The sequence below is a fragment of the Chryseobacterium sp. NRRL B-14798 genome, from assembly GCF_050470705.1.
Taxonomy (GTDB): Bacteria; Bacteroidota; Bacteroidia; order Flavobacteriales; family Weeksellaceae; genus Chryseobacterium; species Chryseobacterium cupriresistens.
On the sequence record NZ_JBFLUL010000005.1, the window covers coordinates 3,167,639 to 3,186,055 of the forward strand.

Annotated in this window: 13 protein-coding genes; 4 read left to right on the forward strand and 9 right to left on the reverse strand. The window is 38.4% G+C overall.

Annotation, left to right across the window (positions count from 1 at the left end):
* Window positions 1–76: 76 nt before the first annotated feature.
* From AB1278_RS14665 to AB1278_RS14675, 3 genes are all read left to right on the forward strand, one after another.
* Entirely contained in the window at window positions 77–1,213 is a 1,137-nt protein-coding gene (locus AB1278_RS14665) for a DUF4236 domain-containing protein (RefSeq protein WP_343640403.1), read from the forward strand.
* A 141-nt stretch (window positions 1,214–1,354) separates the two neighbouring features.
* The gene (locus AB1278_RS14670; RefSeq protein WP_429815303.1) at window positions 1,355–4,165 is read left to right on the forward strand and encodes a TonB-dependent receptor; all 2,811 of its coding nucleotides are present in this window, start codon (window positions 1,355–1,357) and stop codon (window positions 4,163–4,165) included.
* Between the two features lie 7 nt (window positions 4,166–4,172).
* On the forward strand, window positions 4,173–5,207 hold the full coding sequence (locus AB1278_RS14675) for a phytase (protein ID WP_429815306.1): 1,035 nt from the start codon (window positions 4,173–4,175) through the stop codon (window positions 5,205–5,207).
* 123 nt (window positions 5,208–5,330) lie between these two features.
* On the opposite strand, the gene AB1278_RS14680 is transcribed toward AB1278_RS14675, so the two are convergent.
* Window positions 5,331–7,580 carry an excinuclease ABC subunit UvrA gene (locus AB1278_RS14680; protein ID WP_343640409.1) on the reverse strand — a complete coding sequence of 750 codons (2,250 nt, stop codon included), beginning with the start codon at window positions 7,578–7,580 and terminating at the stop codon, window positions 5,331–5,333.
* Between the two features lie 51 nt (window positions 7,581–7,631).
* Here AB1278_RS14680 and AB1278_RS14685 point away from each other — a divergent pair, with 51 nt between their 5' ends.
* The gene (locus AB1278_RS14685; protein ID WP_062670438.1) at window positions 7,632–8,054 is read left to right on the forward strand and encodes a MarR family winged helix-turn-helix transcriptional regulator; all 423 of its coding nucleotides are present in this window, start codon (window positions 7,632–7,634) and stop codon (window positions 8,052–8,054) included.
* Window positions 8,055–8,063: 9 nt separating this feature from the next.
* Here AB1278_RS14685 and AB1278_RS14690 read toward each other — a convergent pair whose 3' ends face one another.
* The 8 genes from AB1278_RS14690 to AB1278_RS14725 form a co-directional block, all read right to left on the reverse strand.
* The gene (locus AB1278_RS14690) at window positions 8,064–8,816 is read right to left on the reverse strand and encodes a sterol desaturase family protein (RefSeq protein ID WP_343640413.1); all 753 of its coding nucleotides are present in this window, start codon (window positions 8,814–8,816) and stop codon (window positions 8,064–8,066) included.
* A 50-nt stretch (window positions 8,817–8,866) separates the two neighbouring features.
* Window positions 8,867–9,136: a hypothetical protein gene (locus AB1278_RS14695; protein ID WP_202843012.1), complete on the reverse strand. Its 270-nt coding sequence runs from the start codon at window positions 9,134–9,136 to the stop codon at window positions 8,867–8,869.
* Window positions 9,137–9,217: 81 nt separating this feature from the next.
* Entirely contained in the window at window positions 9,218–10,558 is a 1,341-nt protein-coding gene (locus AB1278_RS14700; RefSeq protein WP_343640416.1) for a S41 family peptidase, read from the reverse strand.
* A 7-nt stretch (window positions 10,559–10,565) separates the two neighbouring features.
* On the reverse strand, window positions 10,566–11,309 hold the full coding sequence (locus AB1278_RS14705) for a hypothetical protein (RefSeq protein ID WP_238349692.1): 744 nt from the start codon (window positions 11,307–11,309) through the stop codon (window positions 10,566–10,568).
* A 176-nt stretch (window positions 11,310–11,485) separates the two neighbouring features.
* Complete coding sequence (locus AB1278_RS14710; RefSeq protein ID WP_411413830.1) at window positions 11,486–12,409, reverse strand: T9SS type A sorting domain-containing protein; 924 nt, start codon at window positions 12,407–12,409, stop codon at window positions 11,486–11,488.
* 75 nt (window positions 12,410–12,484) lie between these two features.
* Entirely contained in the window at window positions 12,485–13,777 is a 1,293-nt protein-coding gene (locus AB1278_RS14715; RefSeq protein WP_216444871.1) for a hypothetical protein, read from the reverse strand.
* Window positions 13,778–14,079: 302 nt separating this feature from the next.
* The gene (locus AB1278_RS14720) at window positions 14,080–17,367 is read right to left on the reverse strand and encodes a TonB-dependent receptor (protein ID WP_343640425.1); all 3,288 of its coding nucleotides are present in this window, start codon (window positions 17,365–17,367) and stop codon (window positions 14,080–14,082) included.
* A 47-nt stretch (window positions 17,368–17,414) separates the two neighbouring features.
* Window positions 17,415–18,371, reverse strand: a complete 957-nt coding sequence (locus AB1278_RS14725; RefSeq protein ID WP_395973183.1) for a FecR family protein — start codon at window positions 18,369–18,371, stop codon at window positions 17,415–17,417.
* Between the last annotated feature and the right edge of the window lie 46 nt (window positions 18,372–18,417).

An 18,417-nucleotide genomic window follows, 5' to 3' on the forward strand; every position in this document is an offset into this window, starting at 1 on the left:
ATGCCATTATGGAAAACCGTAAAAAGACTATCGTTTTACTATTTAATTTTGACATGTAACCAATAAAACAATAATCATGGCTTGGAGCTATAGAAAAAGGATCAAGGTAATTCCCGGAGTACATCTTAATTTTAGTAAAAGAGGTATATCTACTACAATAGGTGTAAAAGGTGCCAGTATTAATTTCAACAAATCCGGTACAACATTAAGTACTTCTATCCTTGGCTTTTCTAGTCGACAAAAATTATCTACTCCTAAGTCAGCATCCAAAAGCAGTTCAAAATCCCAATATCAACCAATTTCACAGTATCCGGAAAATCCTATCAACAATTTTTATTATGACGAAAATATTTTCAGTGCTGATATTCATGAAATCACAAGTCAGAATATGCAGGGAATTAAAGAATCTATCATTTTAGCTCATCAACAAAAAAAGGAATTAATTACTGATCTTAAAAAAACTTCAAGAACGCTCTTTTTAACAAAGACAAAAAAAATTTTGAGCTTTGTATTTCTTTATGGTTTTATTAATAAGAATATTCCGCAAAATTCTGATAGAGATATAAAAGCTCAAAAGCAAGCTATTGAACAGATAAAAATGATGATTGAAAAATGTTATGTTAACCTTGAAATTGATTTTGATAATGAAATTAAAAAAAAATTTGAACTGGTGCATGAAGCTTTCAAGAAACTTACAACCTCTCACAAGATATGGGATATTACAAGTTCTCATTACCAAGACAGGGTGGCAATGCGCTCCTCAGCAAGTACAATAGTAAAGAGACGCGAAGTACATTTTGCATTGAAATCAATTCCTTATATCAAGTCAGATTACCAGGCATTATATCTGAAAAATGCAAATGGATCAGACTTTTATATCTATCCAACATTTATTGTTATGTATAACAATGAAAACAATTTTGCAATTATAGGGATTGACGAGCTTAATTTTCATCAAACCTATACGAGATTTACTGAAACATCAACTGTTCCCAGAGACTCTAAAATCATAGGCCAAACCTGGGCAAAAGTTAATAAAAATGGCAGCCGTGATAAAAGATTTAAAAGTAATTATCAAATTCCTGTCGTACGCTATGGAAACATTCGATTTTCCACTCAAACGGGTGTACTTGAAGAATACGAATTAAGCAATTATGAACTAACAGAAGAGTTTGGCAAAACTTTTAGAGAATTTCAAACCCAGTTCAGATAGCATTTTTTTAATTTAATAGATAAAATTTCGGATTTCAGGATCTGTATATTAACAATTCTTAAGAAAACCTTAATTTTCTCTTCAACTCCTTTGCCAAACAGACGTTTAATTTTGCTGTTATTTTTATCTAAAATATTAAAAGTGAAGAAAATTTTTACGTCTGTTTTATTTTGTGCCTCTATTTTTTTCTATGCACAAACCGGTTCTTTGTCCGGAAATATCAATGATGATTCAAAGATAGCCCTGCCTGGAGCCAAGATCTCTTTAAGCCCGGGAAATATATATACCACTTCGGATGAGCACGGAAACTTTGTATTTCTGAATGTTCCTCCTGGAAGCTATACCATGAAAATTGACTACCTCGGTTATGGTGTGCATGAGTATACTGTAACGGTAGAACCTGAAAAAAATACCCGTCAGAATATTATTTTCGACAAGAAAGAGACATCCATTGCAGCCATTGTAGTTTCGGGAGCGACTCTGAAAAATCAGGCAAGAGCCTTGAATAAACAAAGAAATAACGCCAATATTACCAATGTGATTTCTTCTGATCAGATCGGACGTTTTCCGGATGCCAATATCGGAGATGCTTTGAAACGTGTTCCGGGAATTACGATACAAAATGACCAAGGTGAAGCCAGAAACCTTATCATCAGAGGGCTTGCTCCCAATCTGAACTCCGTTACGCTGAATGGCGACCGGATTCCGTCTGCTGAAGGAGATAACCGTAATGTACAGATGGACCTGATCCCTTCCGATATGATTTCTACTATAGAAGTTAATAAAACCCTCACTCCGGATATGGACGCCGATGCCATCGGAGGTTCCGTAAACCTGATTACCAGGGCTTCCCCGAACGGACAGAGGATTTCCGCAACCGTTGCCGGAGGATACAATCCCATCCGTGAAAAAGGAAATTACACTGCCGGATTTGTGTACGGAAACCGTTTTCTGGATAAAAAATTAGGCGCGGTATTCAGTTTTTCCTATAACAACAACAATTTTGGTTCGGACAATATAGAACCCGTATGGAGCCAGGCCAATGATCTTGCCCAAACGGTTTATGTAAGCAAAATGGGAGTTCGCTATTATAATGAACACCGTATCAGACATAGTTTTGATCTCAACATGGATTATGAGTTCAATTCCAAAAATAAGATCTATGCTTCTGCGATGTACAACTTCAGGAATGATAAGGAAACCAGATTTGCTTTAGGATATAAAATAAAACCTGTTTATAATGCTGATGAAACTGAGATTACAGACTGGAAAGGAAGTATCACAAGACAAAATAAAGGAGGTGATGCCGATAATGACAATACCCGTCTGGAAAAACAAAAAGTTCAGAACTATGCTTTACGAGGAGAACATTTATTAGGATCTAAAGTTGACCTCGACTGGGCTGTCAATTACGCCATCGCAAGTGAAGATAAGCCTCATCAGCGTTATATAGAGTTTGAAAACAGCAAAATGAACTTCGCTCCTGACCTTAGCAATCCTGAAAAACCAATGTTCAATCTTCTCGCAGCAGACAATCTAGGAAGCTATAAGCTGAGTGATCTTTCGGATGCCAATAACTTTACTCAGGAAAAAGAATTAGGCGCAAAAGTAAATGTACGTTTTCCGTTTTCCGTGATTGATGGTCAGAAAGGAAGACTTCGTACCGGTTTCCGGATGCGTTTGAAGAAAAAGGAAAGAGAGAATGATTTCTACGCTTTTACACCTGTTAACAATATGGGAAGTCTTTTATCGGTGCCAACCATACACCTTAATGGTGAAAACTTCCAGCCGGGAAATTATGTTCCGGGAACATTTGTTGATCCTTCTTTCCTTGGCGGATTGGATTTATTCAATCCAACTTTATTTAACGGTAAGCTGAAACCTGAAAAGTATCTTTCCAGCAATTACAATGCAAAAGAGCAGATTTATGCAGGTTATATCCGCTGGGATCAGGATTTTAATGATAAACTATCGATGATCGTTGGAGCCCGTATTGAAACAACCCAGATTAATTACACCGGAAATTATGTCATGAATGAGAAGGATTTGGTAGGGCAAATCAATAATACCAATACATATACCAATGTCCTTCCGAATATTTCCTTCAAATATGTTCCAGTGCAAGATCTTGTACTACGTGCAGCATTTACTACCGCTCTTGCCCGCCCTAACTATTATTCTTTAGTTCCTTATCTGAATGTTATTTCAGAAGATGAAATTGTTGCAGCAGGAAATCCGAATCTGAAGGCAACCTATGCCTACAATTTTGATTTCATGGCAGAGAAATATTTCAAGTCTGTAGGGATTCTTTCCGGAGGTGTTTTCTATAAAAATCTTAACGATTTCATTTATACGTATTCCAAAAGAAATTATACCGCGAACGACTTTGCCAATGATTTTACGGGACAAACCAACCCAATTCCGGCCGGAGAAAGCAACTGGAAATTTACCCAGCAGCGTAATGGTGACAATGTAGATATTTATGGGTTTGAAGTTGCTTTGCAAAGACAGCTTGATTTCATTCCCGGAGCTTTCTGGAAAGGACTTGGAGTGTATGTCAACTATACTTATACTAAATCCAAAGCAAAAGGAATTACCAATGAAGAAGGCATTGAAAGAACAGATGTAGGGTTTCCGGGAGCTGCTCCTCATATGTTCAACGGATCTCTTTCATGGGAAAACAAACGTTTTTCAGCAAGAGTTTCCATGAACTATGCTTCTCATTATATTGATGAGCTTGGTGGCAAGGCATTTGATGACCGTTATTACGACAAACAGTTTTTCCTTGATGCTAATGCTTCCTACAAGATTACGACCCAGCTCAGAGTTTTTGCAGAAGCCAATAATCTGACGAACCAGCCGTTAAGATACTACCAGGGAATCCCAAGCAGAACCGCACAGGCTGAATATTACAGACCAAGGTTTACAATGGGAGTGAAATTTGATTTTTAAAATAAACATGAAAAACCTACATTATATACTGGCTCTTTCAGTTCTTCCTTTTGTGGTCAGCTGTACAGGACAGAAAGAAGTTATAGAAAAATTAAAACCTACCGTTATTACAGAAACAGTGGTTCATGATACAGATGATCCTGCCATATGGATCAATTCTCAGGATCCTTCAAAAAGTATTATCATCGGAACAGATAAAGATACGGATGGAGGTTTGTACGCCTTTGATCTTAACGGAAAAATCATCCATAAAGTATTAGGATTGAAGCGCCCCAACAATGTTGATCTTGAATATGGTTTTATTTTAAATGGAAAGAAAACAGACATCGCTGCCGTAACGGAAAGGGAAACGAACAAAGTAAAATTATATTCGCTTCCTGAACTGAAAGAAGTGGGAGAAGTCTCTGTATTTGAAGGAGAAACGGAACGTGGTCCGATGGGAGTTTCCATGTATAAAAATCCGCAGACAGAAGAAATATTTGTCATTGTAGGAAGAAAATCTGGTCCTGCTGACGGCTACCTATGGCAATATAAGCTTACGGAGAAAAATGGCTCTATCACCGGAGAAGTTGTCCGTAAATTCGGAAAATACAGTGGCCTGAAAGAGATTGAAAGCATTGCTGTAGATGACGAAATGGGCTATATCTACTATTCTGATGAGCAGTTTGGAGTTCATAAATACTATGCTGATCCGGAAAAAGGTAATGAGGAATTAGCTGTTTTCGGAAAAGGTGATTTTAAATCTGATGTGGAAGGAATTTCCATCTATCCTACTGATAAAGGGAAAGGTTATATTCTGGTTTCGAATCAGCAGAATGATACCTTCAATGTCTACTTAAGAGAAGACCAATCAAAGGGGAGAATTGCAGAAATTCCGGTTTCTACATTAGAAAGTGATGGTTCTGAAGTGACCCATGTTAACTTGGGTCCAAAATTCCCGAAAGGCGTTTTTGTTGCGATGAGCAATGGCAGAGTATTTCATTATTATGACTGGAGAGTGATTGAAAAAGCCATTAAATCAGCGGTAAAGGCTGGAAAATAAAAGAATCTTGAAACATTAAGGCTGATAAGGTTTTAGGAGCATTAAGTTGAACTGTCCTGTCATTGCGAACCATAGGTGAAGCAATCTCATGGTTTAGTTCAACTTAATGCTTTTCTTTTGTTTTTATTGGATATGTTTTCTCAAAAACTCTGCAGTGAATGATTTTTTATTTTTCAAAAGATCCACCGGAGTTCCTTCAAACAATACTTCACCTCCAAATTTCCCTGCGCCCGGTCCCATATCAATAATCCAGTCTGCCTGGGAAATAATATCAAGATTGTGTTCGATAACAATCAGCGTATTATTCTGATCTGCAAGACCATTAAAAAACCTAAGAAGCTTTTGAGTATCACTTGGATGCAGTCCTGTGCTCGGTTCATCAAGAATAATGATCTGATTGGTATTTTTCAGTTCTCTTGTCAGCTTCAGGCGCTGTCTCTCGCCTCCGGAAAAGCTGTCCAGTCTTTGCCCTAATGTCAGATAATCAAGTCCTAATTGTATCAGGAGGTCAAAATTTCTGAGCACCAATTCTTCCTTAAAAAAATCAGAGGCCTCAGAAACCGTCATGCTCATGACTTCTGCAATTGTTTTTCCGCTGTAGGTATATTGCAGTACATCAGGATCAAATCCTGAACCTCCGCAAACCTCGCACGGCTGCTCAATATCATCCATAAAAGCCAGGTCAATCTTTTCTATTCCCAAACCTTTACAGTTTTTGCAGGCTCCGTCACTGTTTCTGCTGAAGAGTTTATCTGAAACATGGTTAGATTGTGCAAAAAGCTTACGTACAATATCTGATATTCCGAGATAAGTAAGCAAATTGGAGCGGGCACTTGCAGCGAACAAAGATTGATCAATAATAGTTACATCCGAATAGAGTTCCGGGAGAATACGATTTATCAGGGTACTTTTGCCGGATCCTGCTACTCCGGTAACGACGGTCATTATTCCGGTGGGAATATTTACCGTCACATTTTTAAGATTATATCTGTTGGCATTTTTAATTTCCAGATAGCCATCAGGTTTTCTGAATTCTTGTTTGATGGAAGGTTTGGTTGCGAAATAAGAACCTGTTTTACCTACCGATTTTTTTAAATCTTTAAACGCCCCGTCATAGATCACTTCTCCTCCGTTTCTTCCTGAACCGGGGCCAATATCAATTACCCTGTCCGCCATTTTGATCAGATCCGGATCATGCTCAACAATTAAAACAGAGTTTCCTTTGTCTCTGATCTGCTGAATAATAGTGATGATATTCTGCAGATCCTTCGGATGAAGTCCAATACTGGGTTCATCAAAAATATACAACAGATCTACCAGGCTGTTTCCCAAACTCCTCACCATTTTTATACGCTGAGATTCTCCTCCGGAAAGCGTGTTGGTACTTCTGTCAAGAGTCAGATACTGCAATCCTATCGTAATGATATTCTGCAGCTTTGCGGAAAGCTCTTTGATGACGACTTCATATGCTTTTGAATCCAGTGAGGTAATAAATTCCAGTAATTCATCTACAGAAAGAGTCATACAGTCTGCGATATTCATTCCCTGAATTTTACAGGACAGGATTTTTTCATTCAGACGTTTTCCCTGGCAAGACGGGCAGGTTTTGGTAATCACAATATTCTTCAGAGCGTCTTTTCTTGTGATGTTTTCTTTTGAATCTTTTTTCAGAAATGCTTTTTCAATCCTTGGAACAATTCCTTCATATTTTACCGTTTTTCCCCATTCTTTATCAGGATGTTTCGGTTTGTGTTCCTGTGCATACAACAGGGTTTCCCATTCTTTATCGGTGAAATCCTTCAACTTTTTATCATTATCGAAATAACCGGACAAAGTATATCTTGTTAAACGCCATCCTCCAGGCTGAAATGTAGGGAAGCGAATGGCTCCTTCATGTAAGGATTTTTCACGATCAATCAAGGTATTCACATTCAAAGTTTGTACAAATCCTAATCCCTCACATTCAGGACACATTCCCTGCGGGTGATTGAATGAAAATACATTGGAATATCCTACAAACGGCTCTCCCATTCTGGAAAACAAAAGTCTTAAAGAAGCAGACACGTCCGCTGCCGTTCCTACCGTAGATCTGGCATTTCCGCCCAACCGTTTTTGATTGATAATGATTGGAACATTAAGGTTTTCAATTTTATCTACATCCGGAAGGCCATAATGCTGCAGGCGGTTTCTGATAAAGCTGTTCTGGGTCTCATTAATCTGTCTTTGTGCTTCAGCTCCAATCGTTTCAAAGACCAAAGATGATTTTCCGGATCCCGATACTCCCGTAAAAACCACGATCTTGTACTTTGGAATTTTTATGGAAATATTTTTGAGATTATTCTGACGAGCGTTCGTAATTTCTATATTTTCCATGATAAAAATGTTTAACTTTGTTAATATTTAACTAAGTTAAGCATATTTGTAATGAAACTCATTGAAAAAGAATTTTTTAACACATTTACTGATTTCCAATGCCTTATTCTGGCTCACATGAACCGGGGTGACATTAACGGAGTAACTGCTGCTCATTATAATATTATTGAATTTATTATGAGGAAAGGAACAGCAACAGGAAGGGAAATATCACTGGCTTTCAACATTAGCCAGGCAGCCATTTCAAAACAGCTGAAATTTCTGATCGGTCAAGATTTGATTGTCCGGGAACAAGAGAAAGCAGACCACAGGAAATTCAATCTTTCAGTAACGGATAAAGGAAGGTTTATTGTAGATAATTCTGAAACTTTCCGTAAGGCTATCACTCATCAGACGGCTTCCATACTTACCTCTGAAGAATTAAAAAACTTTAATTATCTGCTGGGTAAAGTTTTGAATAATATAAAACTGTAGTATCCATAGTTACTTATATGTCCCGAATAACCTGTCCCATATCGAAGTATAAAACCCAAAGTTTTTACTTTCATCCAAATGGTGCTGGTTATGAAACCTCGTTGTTCCCACAAAGAAACGGTCAAAAGAGGATGGAAAAAACTCTCTGTTCAAGTGTCCTATCGTTCCCCAGATGAGATTAAGCAAAAGATATATTGAAATCGAAATCACAGAAAAATCATGGCCTACAAGTAAAACCAGCATCATCAGTCCAAACCCTATGGTTTCCAAAGGATGCAGAACAAAAAGACTTAAAAAGTTGGTACTGATATGTTCATGGTGTTTTCCGTGTAGAACTTTATAGACCAAAGGTAAATGTGCTGCAAAATGAAATAAATACATCAGAAAATCCATTAAGAGGAGTAAAACAGCTACTTCCGCTATTATTCCAATTACTGATTCTGTCTGCCCCGGCACAATCCATCCTTTTTTCCATAAAAAAGCCCCCAAAAGCATAACAAAACTGTTACATCCTATGGTAAGCAGACTAAGATAAAAGTCAGATCGGGTAACAGGATGATTCTTCTCCTGCAACTGACTTTTACGGCAAGTCTTTTCGATAAAAATATACAACCCTATCGAAAACAGATATAGGAAAATATTAACGATCAGACTGAATATCAACCATTGTGGCCAGGAAAACTGCCAGAATACCTGTAAATAACCGGAAAGTTCTGTTGGGTTAAAATTCATAAGTTTTTCATCCTTCAGCTTAGTGGTCATAAAGATATGAATTTCACCGTAAAACCAACCGATAAAGTACATTCCGGGCTTTATTTCTGTCTATCCTTTCTTCTGAGCTCCCTAAGTCTTGACGTGAGCTTTTTTCTCAAATCGTTATGATAGGCACGGTAGTTTTTGATGCTGTTTTCCAAATTTTTCTTGTTAAGCAGATACTCTTCGTACAGATGTCCCAGTTCTGAAATCTGAGTAATAACCTCTGAAGGCTGGCTTTCAGGATCTTCTGCAGCTTCTATCAGCAGACGGTAATATTCAATACGGCTGGTCAGGTTCATGTGAAGTTTTGGTTCTATTCCCTGCATGATTTTATCATTTTAGTTATTTTGTGAATGGGTAAAGGATAAAGATATTTTTTATATTATTTTTTGTTTTTTGAATCCAGCTTATTTCTCCATCATAACCGGAGGCACGTCACTCTGAAATAAAATTTTGATATTTCCATTCTTTTCGTGGTCTGCTGATTTGAAATAACCTCCGTTAAGTGCAGAAGAAATAAGGGTTTCATTGGGATCTCCCAAAGGTAATAATGGCAGTCCGGCAAATTCATTGACATTGCTCTGCGGGGAAATTCCACTACTGTATTCTCCGGCTCCGCTGGCATTAAAGACTTTATAAATCACCGGATGAATCTGCCAGGAAATTTTTCTGGGTTTACGTTTGTCTTCCACAACAAATCCTGCCATATCTTTTCCCAGCGTAGTATCTCCTATCTGAATCACCTGCATATAAGGTTTGAGATTATTCACAACAATCTCGGCGGCAGATGCCGTACTGTTCGATGTGAGGATAAAAACTTTCTGCAATCCCAAAGCATTCGCACGCAAAGTTGTAAAGTCCAAAGCTTTGGGATCGTAAGCAATCTGTTGGGCAAATGTTCTTTTTACTTCCCCTCCGTTTTTATTTCCTTTAAAAATGATGAACGGTGAACCGGATGATAATCCTGAAGGAATCAGGGAGCAAAGAGCTGCAGCAGATGACACCGAACCTCCATAATTGTATCGAAGATCCAGAATTAATTCCTTTACTCCGGCGGCCTTCAATTCCCCAAACTTTTGATATAGCGTTTGAGTCATTCCGTCAGGGAAATCATAGATGTACATATAACCTACTTTTTTACCATTTTTTTCAAAAACTTTGGATAAAACAGGCTGTTCAAAAGAGAAACCATAGTAAACGGTGATGTTTTTTTCATCCGTAACGCTTCCGTTTTGCCACTTTCCAACGGTAAGCTCTACAACCGTCTGGTCTTTAATGAATGAAGCCATTGCTTCGGCATTCGCGGCTGTCATTACTTTTCCATTGACTTTGGTAATGATCATTCCTCTCTCCAGCCCTGCATTGAAAGCCGGGGAATTTTGGAGCACCAGCTTCACTACAGTAACCACTTCATTATTAGCAAGCTGAACAATGGTATAATCAAAACCGTACATATTCCTTATCGAACGTGGATAAGAAGAAGAATCTTCCGTATTCACCATAAAAGAAAACCGATCTTTGGGAGACAGCAGACTTTTGAAAAAATCTTTTACAGGAAGCTGATAATCCGGTTTTGCAGGCATCTCATCTGCCCAGTAATAATACCGTTTCATACTGTCCTGAACCCATAGATTCACAAATTCTGTACTTCCCTCCGGAAAAACGGGTGCGCTTTCGTCATTATTATTGGTACACGAAATAAGAAAGACTGCGGCCGCAATACATTGAAGTTTTAAAAAGCTTTTCATATGCAAATCACAGATACTCTGCTATATCGATATCTCCTTTTACCCCCCATTCTCCATTTTCCATTTTTTCCTGAAGTACAATCATATTAGCGCCCGTATGTTGTTTTAATTTTACCTGAATCATTTTAGATCCCGCATAAGGCTCCGTTGTTCCCGGCTTGTATAATTCAAGATATATGGGAGCTGTTGAGCTGAAAAAACTATAGATTTTCACTGCCGTAAAGTTGTCTTTTCCAATATTATCAAACTCGGCAAGCACCACTCCGTTTTCTCTTTTCAAAATACCTTTTACCTCTTTCAGAGAGGTTCCGGAAAATTCACCCAGGTTGGGAAAAATAAACTCAAAACCTACTTTCCCCAGATTCACCTGGGGTTTTACGGCATAGGTCTGCAGATAGATTCCGGGAAGATTAAAAAAGTAGAGGTTTTTATAATCATTTATATTGTCATAGGTAATATTGTATTTTGCAATTTCAGCGCCTGTTTCATGATTATAGACAGACAATTTATTAGTTTCTTCCTGATCCAGAACAAACTGAAGCTGGGTTTCAATTTTATTGGTGTAAGATGCTTTTCCATCAATAGATACAGGTTGCCCGTTCAACCTCAACTGAAGGACATCAGGTTTGGAAAATCCTTTGATATTTACCTCTCCGGGTTTCTGTACTTTATCATACAGCTCCATCGTATTGCTGTCTGTACATGAAAAAAGTGCAGTGAAAAACAGTAGTAATGCGAAGATTTTATTCATCTTTCTTCAATTATTTCTTGTAAAACTTAAAAATATTGCCCGGCCCGTGGGCCGGGCAATATATAATTATAAAAAAACTAGTTGGATATGTTCCGGATAGCTTTTTCAAAGACTCTCCGTTATTTATTTAAAATTTCATGGTGTTCCTAAAATCAGATTCCAAGGGGATAGAATGATTATTTTTTAATAAACTTCAGCCTTTCCGTAGTCTTTCCATCTGTAATTTCTGCGATATACGCTCCTGATGTAAGCCCTTCTGTGTTGATCGCTTTAGAATACTGAGTGGTAAGAACTTTCTGTCCTGCTGCGCTGTAAATGTTAACTACGGTTGTATTTTCTTTCAACGCCGGATTAAGCTGCAGCTGTAAAGATTCTCTTACCGGATTTTCTGCTATTTGTGTTACAATTTTGTTTCTTTTTACATCCTTAGTTCCCAAAAATGAAGTAGCATAAATTCCGATTTCATCAATATTGATGTTCTGGACATTATTTCCGCTTGTTTTTCTGTTTGACCACATTCCGATATAGATCTTTTTTCCCGCAAAAGCAGAAAGATCTACAAGAGATTCTACAAACTGGGTAAGATCTGCCGGAAAAGGATTGGCTGAGTCACCTACCTGTATTTTATAGATACTCTGAACATCATTTCCATCTGCATCTACCGTCATCGCCTGAAAGTCCGATAACGTTGGAACTTCTTTCTGCGGTGTGCTTACATAGATAAAAAGTTCTCTGGCAACAATCGTGTGAGTAGATCTCTGTCTCCCGATATAGGCGGCCAGTGTAATGGTTCCTGCAGTATTGGTAAGGTCAATCTGAGGAGAAATAATCCAGTCATTTTCTGTGGTGAATCCGTTAGCATTTCCAGTTGGAACCAAATTGATAGAATGGCGTAGAACACCTGCAGTTCCATAGGCCAAGGTAGTTCCGTTGTGATAGATGTTTTCTCCCTGTACCCATCCGTTTCCATTGCTATTAAGGTCATGAAAAGTCCAGCCCTGAAGATCGGCAGGAGTATCAAACGAATTTCCCCATACCAGAGACTGTGCTGCAGCCAGGTGGGATAAAAACAGAACAGATGATAAAATTATTTTTTTCATAATGCTGATGATTAAAATTTTTGAAGTAAAAGCAAGGAATCAGCATGTGCTGTTCCCTGCTTTTTAAAGTTTTTATTATTCTACAATGGAGAAGTTGTATTTTGTCCAAAGTCCCTGGAAGTTTCCACAGTTTCTTGGAGAAACATTCCAACCACCTTCGTTGAAGAAAGGCTGGCTCATACCCCATAGAGTTGCAGGAGTACCAGTCGCCAGGTTAGCTGCAGGGATTCCTGCTGTACCTGTACCTGTAACTGAAGTAGTAAATCCGTGAACCTGGATGGTGCTGTATGCTGAAGCTGAAGAAAGCTCAGAACCTGTACCTTCTACTTTGATACCCACAGGATAACCTGTAACGACAGCGTTATTTAATGTTAATCTTCCGTGTCTTCTGATGTGGATACCGTTTTCATATAAAGCACCTTTAGTAGAGTTCTTAGAACCAACGATAGTAAGGTTGTTGATCACCGGATGAGTCAACAATGTTGTAGAAGAACCTTCTGCGTTGTTATCAAGCTCGATACCGTTAGAATCCGGGCTTGATCCGCTAAGACTGTGTGTAGAGTTGTAATCTGCCAAAGCTAATGCACAAGTGATTGTTCCTGTATATCCGTTATCGAAGTCGAAGTTATCATCATCTGCAGCAAAAGAAACAAGGTTTGAAGCGTTTACAGTACCTCCGAAGAATTCAAAAGAGTCATCTTTCCCGAAAGAAACCTGAATATGATCCAAAGTAGTTCCGTTTCCTACTCCTCCTAACGTAAGACCGTTGATTTCGTTACCTGAATTCGGAGCTAAAAGATCATATCCTGCAAACTCGATACGAACATATTTTAATGTTCCTCCGTTATGGGAAGCATTGGTACCTCCGTAATAGAAATCAGGACCGGATAATCCTTCAATTGTTTTTGTGAATGGAGTGTTTGTAGGCGCATCACCTAATATAACAACACCTCCGAAGTCACCAGGAGCAGCAGTTGTATCTTCGTTTCCGTCTAACAATTTGTAGCTGGTGAAAATAATAGGCTGAGCCTCTGTACCCGCTGCATTGATTTTTCCTGTTTTAGCAATTACCAAAACTCCGGTAGCTGTATTGTTTGCGCTTGGCTTGGCTTTAATGAATGTACCCGGCTGGATTGTTAATGTAGCTCCATTTTTTACCGTTACAATTCCATTTAGTTCAACTACTCCACTCCATGTAGTATTTGAAGTAATATCACCACTTACACTGGTTACCGGAAGCGCAGAAGCTGTAAGGTACTCAGCAGAAGTAGATTTCATTTCGAATGGAGAAGATGAATCTGCCAGTTGATCATTTTGACAAGCTGTAAGAGATAATGCTGCCACTGCAATTAGAGTTAGTCTTTTCATTGTTATAATTTTTAATAAATCCGGCTGTATTATTTTTATACCAGATCAGTTTTTTATTCAGGAATATCTTCCTCTCTATTCCTTCGATTTGTTTTTTGGTGTTCATCCCATCGCTGCAGGAGGAACTGCATTGCGGGCGTTCCCATGAGAATCGTTAATGCCTGGGAAAAGCTGTTAACGTCCGGTTTTTTCAGAACTGTACTGCTGTGCGCATCATCAGTATTCTTCAGTTTTTGATCAGGTTCCCGAAACCTGTACGCTTCTATATTTAAGATATCTTTCTGTATCGCTGGTATACTTCTTTAAAAAGTATAATTCACACTCAGGCTGAACATTCTTCCACTGTATGCCCTGAACATGATCTTGTCAATATTTTTATCATATCTGTCTGTTGCTCCCGGAAGCAGATCCCAGGCTTCTCTTTCTGTCCCTACATTACTTCCTCCTCCATCTTTTGCAGCCAGATAAGAATTGAAATTGTTATAATATTCTTTTACCCTGTTAAAAATGTTTCTTACATTTAATTTTACTTCCAGATTTCTGTTACGAAGTAATTTATAAGAGATCTGAGCGTCTGCCACTGCATAAGGCCGCTGGATTTCTTCTCCTTTGTACGCATATCCTACTGTGATGTACTGGTCTCCTTTTGCGTTATACAAAAAACTCATCCCTAAACGGTTTCCATCATAGATCAGTCCAAGATTGTAAGCATAAGGAGTCTGTCCGTAAAGCGGGCGTTTCACTTCATAGGTTTCATCATTATCACCTGTTTTGTACAGATCTTTAAAAGCAACTACTTTGGTATGGTTATACGTAAAATTTCCGCTTATGAAAAGCTTTTCCAGAAAAGTTACGTCAGCAATAAAGCCTAAACTTTTTCTTACCTCAGCCTCTACTCCTATCAGTTTTGCATTTTTTGAATTTCCATTATACAGGAAAAGATTTCCCTCGCTGGAAATATGGCCTTCACGTTCGATAGGTCTGTCTATATTTTTATAATACAATCCTGCCGAAAATATTTCTCCCAATCCTGGAAACCATTCAAATTTGAAATCATAATTATTAATGACAGAAGAAGTCATTTCCGTATTGTAAATCAAACCGTTGGCCACCGGATCGAAATAAGGAAGTCCTGTTCTTTCATTGAACTGAGGGCGGATAACAGATCTGTTGTAAGCAAGCCTTAGATTAATTTTATTGGTAGGACTGTAGGTAAAGTTCGCTGAGGGCATCCATTGCCACGGTTTATCTTCAACGGCTGCTCTTTCCACATTCTTTGTATCATTTGGATCTAATTGTTGTGAGATAAGATCATATTTAAAGTACTCTGCACGAAGGCCCCAGACTAACCTTAATTTCTTCCAACGGTTATCAAACATGACAAAAACCGCATGTTGATTAACCTCTCCTTCATACTTGTCATTTTTATACAATGCTTTGGTTTCCCAGCCAATACCACCCGGAACATAATGGGAGCCATTAAACCAGTCAGCAAGTGAACCATACATCGTCAAATAGTTCTTCTCGCTGTTCGGAACGTCACGGTTTTCGTCAACACGAAGAAAAAACTTCTGTTGCTGGTTGGTATTGTTTTTTATAGCACCGGCATATCCTGTTTTAATGGTATTTTTAAAGCTTCCTGCATCCATATCCCACTTAACAGACGCACCGTAATTGTAATCTGTTTCTTTGTTTTCTATATATCCTCTGTAAAAATCGGCTCCGGAATTATAGATCTTATGAAATGTGAGAATTTCATTTCCGATAAAGTCGTACCTGGTAATATACTGTGTGTAGTCTTTAGTATCAGAAGCTACTCCTGTACGGGCCGCAAACCAACTGATCTCTGTATTTCCTATTTTATGGCTTCCTTCCAGTTTATTTTGTAAAAGGGTCTGAAAAATCGGGTAATTGGTATTATCGGTATAAGGCCTGTCTAAGTTTTTGATCTGAGCCGGATCATTATTGGGGATGACACCGTTATAAAAATAATTATAAGCTAATTCTGCATTGGATGCCATTCCACTACCCGTTGAGTATTCGTTCCAGCCTGTTACTCTTGTGAGCGTATTATCAAAAATATGGGTATATGAATTACGGAATGAGATTCTGTTTTTCCCAAGTTGCAATCCAAAATTAAGCATTCCTGCCAGTGTCGAATTGTAATTATAGGAGGCCCCACTGTTTTTGAAATTATAGAATGGAATCTCTCCGTTTGCATCAGGCATTCCAGTAGTATCCAGCCAGTTTCCTCTTCCCGTATGGTCAATATCCAGTTTATTCTGTTCATTTCTGATGACAAATGCTCCGGCAAATCCCCATTTATTATTGTTTTTAAGAGCATATGTCCTTCCTAATGCCAGCTGTATATTAGATCCCATATCACCTCTGGTTGTATAGGTGCTGAAATTGTCATTGGTAAACTGCCTGGACTGTTCAAAAAACCTTGGATCTGTCCAGTTCATCGGCTCCAGTCCTTTGGGAAAATCTCTTGTTCCGTCATCATATCCGAAATAATCGTACTTTCCTCGCTTGCGGGTCAGAAATTCTTTGAAGGCCGACTGATCGTTATATGAAGTTCCTAATGTAACGGTTGTAAAGTTTTCATTGGGAATATCCTTGGTTCTCACTTCTACGTAACCTCCTGCAAAGCTGGCATTCATATCAGGAGTGGCAGATTTGCTTACCACCACACTTTCTACCATTGCCGTAGGAATAATGTCAAATGAAAAGTTCTGATTATACGCTTCCGTGCTTGGCAGGTTGATTCCGTCCATGGCCGCGGTGTTCCAACGTTCTCCCATGGATCTTACCACTACATATTTATTATCAATGGTGGTAATTCCTGTTACCCTTTTCAAAGTTCCTCCCACATCGCTGTCGGGTGTCTTGGAAATCTGTTCCGCTGAAATACCATCACTCATCTGGGCTGCTTTCTTCTGCTGGGCAAGAAGTCCCGCCTGAGTATCTGCTTTACGGGCTGCCGTAATCACAACTTCTTTGATATCTGTAATTTTATCAGAAGCTTTATTTAAAGCAAATGAGACAGAACTGGTTTCGTTATTGATAACAGACAATTTTTCAACTCTCAGCGTATTATATTTAGGAGCTTTTATGGTCAGATTATAAGTTCCGGAAGGAAGATCTATGGTAAAGTCACCGTTATTATCAGTGACCACTGTTTTCTGAGCTACAGTGACTTCTGCTCCGGTAACGGGATTTCCTACTTCATCCACTATTTTACCGGAAATTCGTCCGTTTCCCAATGCGGAAATAGTAGAGCTTTCATATTTTATCGAAATAAGATCACCATGCAGTCGGTATATAACGGGAAGCCCGTTGGTAATGTCCTTCAGACAATTGTTGACAGAAGTATTTTCACATTTCGCTCCTTTTACCTTCAGCTCTTTAATATCCACTTTGGAATAAGCCAGTCTCATCCCCGTTTTTCCTGCAAATTCTTCTAAAACTTCAATCAACGGTCTGTTGGCAGGTACAGAAAATGTCACTTTCTGAACCAGCTCCTGAGCTTCTGCGGCTACAGTAAAAAATAAGGCTGCTATGGTAATCCCACATTTCAAACTTTTCATACTTAATAGTGTTCTCTTGATTATGATTATTTATTTTTTATAATGATTTATTTCTTAAGGATATAGGTATTTTCTTTTTTCTGTACTTCCAGTCCCAGGATGAAAGCCAGTGATTCAATATTTTCTCCGACCGTTCCTCCCGTAAAATCAGCAGTAATTTTTTTATCTTCAGCTTCCTTAGGATATTGAACCTTTGTATGATAATTGCTTTCCAGGACCGTCACTACTTCCTTTAAAGGAACATCGTTAAAACTCAGAGACAATATTGACGTAATTCTGCCTGCTGAATTTTTTACAGGTTTCAGGGAAATAACTGCTGTAGTATGAGCAACTCCGAAGTTGGTCCACTTCTGATTAGGCTTAAGGAAAGAAACCGGAACCCCGGGAGTGGATACAGCCACCTTTCCTTCGTAAAGATCAACCGCTTTTTTCTTACCTGACTGTGAAATCTTAAATACCGTTCCCAATACTTTGGTACTAAAACCATCCGCACGAACGATGAATGGATGTTTTTTAGATTTTGCCACAGAGAATATTGCATCGCCTTTTAAATCCACGACTCTGGTGGACGCAGGAAAAGATTTCTCTACAGTCAGTACAGCGCCTGGTAAAAGAGTAACCACAGATCCGTCTTCAAGACGAACAATACTATTTCCGGATTTTGCAAGATAAACATCTGGCTTAATGAATAAGGAGTAGGTAAAAACTCCGCCCAATGTTAAAAGCAGAATAATAACCGCCGCAATTTTATAAAGATGTGTTCTAAAGCTTTTTGTTGACGGGATAGATACAATATCTTTTTGAGAAAAGTAATTTTCCAGTCCGGACAATACCCTTTCTCTGGATTCTTTAAGATGCACAATATCCAGATCTTTTTCTGCAAGATTTTTCCACTGTTTTAAAAGTTCATTTTCTTTGTCAGAAATTGAGTCTTCCGAAACTTCCCGTTCCCAAAGTCTGAAAACAAAGGCTTCAATATTTTTATATGGTAAAAGTTTTTTCATAGGGGTCTTTCATGTATTCACAGATACTTCTATCTATAAGACAGTG

What these genes read in the sequence shown, in the direction of transcription:
- AB1278_RS14665 (WP_343640403.1), top strand. Translation starts at nt 77, where the DNA reads ATGGCTTGGAGCTATAGAAAAAGGATCAAGGTAATTCCCGGAGTACAT.
- AB1278_RS14685 (WP_062670438.1), top strand. Translation starts at nt 7,632, where the DNA reads ATGAAACTCATTGAAAAAGAATTTTTTAACACATTTACTGATTTCCAA.
- AB1278_RS14710 (WP_411413830.1), bottom strand. Translation starts at nt 12,409, where the DNA reads ATGAAAAAAATAATTTTATCATCTGTTCTGTTTTTATCCCACCTGGCT.
- AB1278_RS14725 (WP_395973183.1), bottom strand. Translation starts at nt 18,371, where the DNA reads ATGAAAAAACTTTTACCATATAAAAATATTGAAGCCTTTGTTTTCAGA.
- AB1278_RS14695 (WP_202843012.1), bottom strand. Translation starts at nt 9,136, where the DNA reads ATGCAGGGAATAGAACCAAAACTTCACATGAACCTGACCAGCCGTATT.
- AB1278_RS14705 (WP_238349692.1), bottom strand. Translation starts at nt 11,309, where the DNA reads ATGAATAAAATCTTCGCATTACTACTGTTTTTCACTGCACTTTTTTCA.
- AB1278_RS14680 (WP_343640409.1), bottom strand. Translation starts at nt 7,580, where the DNA reads ATGGAAAATATAGAAATTACGAACGCTCGTCAGAATAATCTCAAAAAT.
- AB1278_RS14690 (WP_343640413.1), bottom strand. Translation starts at nt 8,816, where the DNA reads ATGACCACTAAGCTGAAGGATGAAAAACTTATGAATTTTAACCCAACA.
- AB1278_RS14715 (WP_216444871.1), bottom strand. Translation starts at nt 13,777, where the DNA reads ATGAAAAGACTAACTCTAATTGCAGTGGCAGCATTATCTCTTACAGCT.
- AB1278_RS14675 (WP_429815306.1), top strand. Translation starts at nt 4,173, where the DNA reads ATGAAAAACCTACATTATATACTGGCTCTTTCAGTTCTTCCTTTTGTG.
- AB1278_RS14720 (WP_343640425.1), bottom strand. Translation starts at nt 17,367, where the DNA reads ATGAAAAGTTTGAAATGTGGGATTACCATAGCAGCCTTATTTTTTACT.
- AB1278_RS14700 (WP_343640416.1), bottom strand. Translation starts at nt 10,558, where the DNA reads ATGAAAAGCTTTTTAAAACTTCAATGTATTGCGGCCGCAGTCTTTCTT.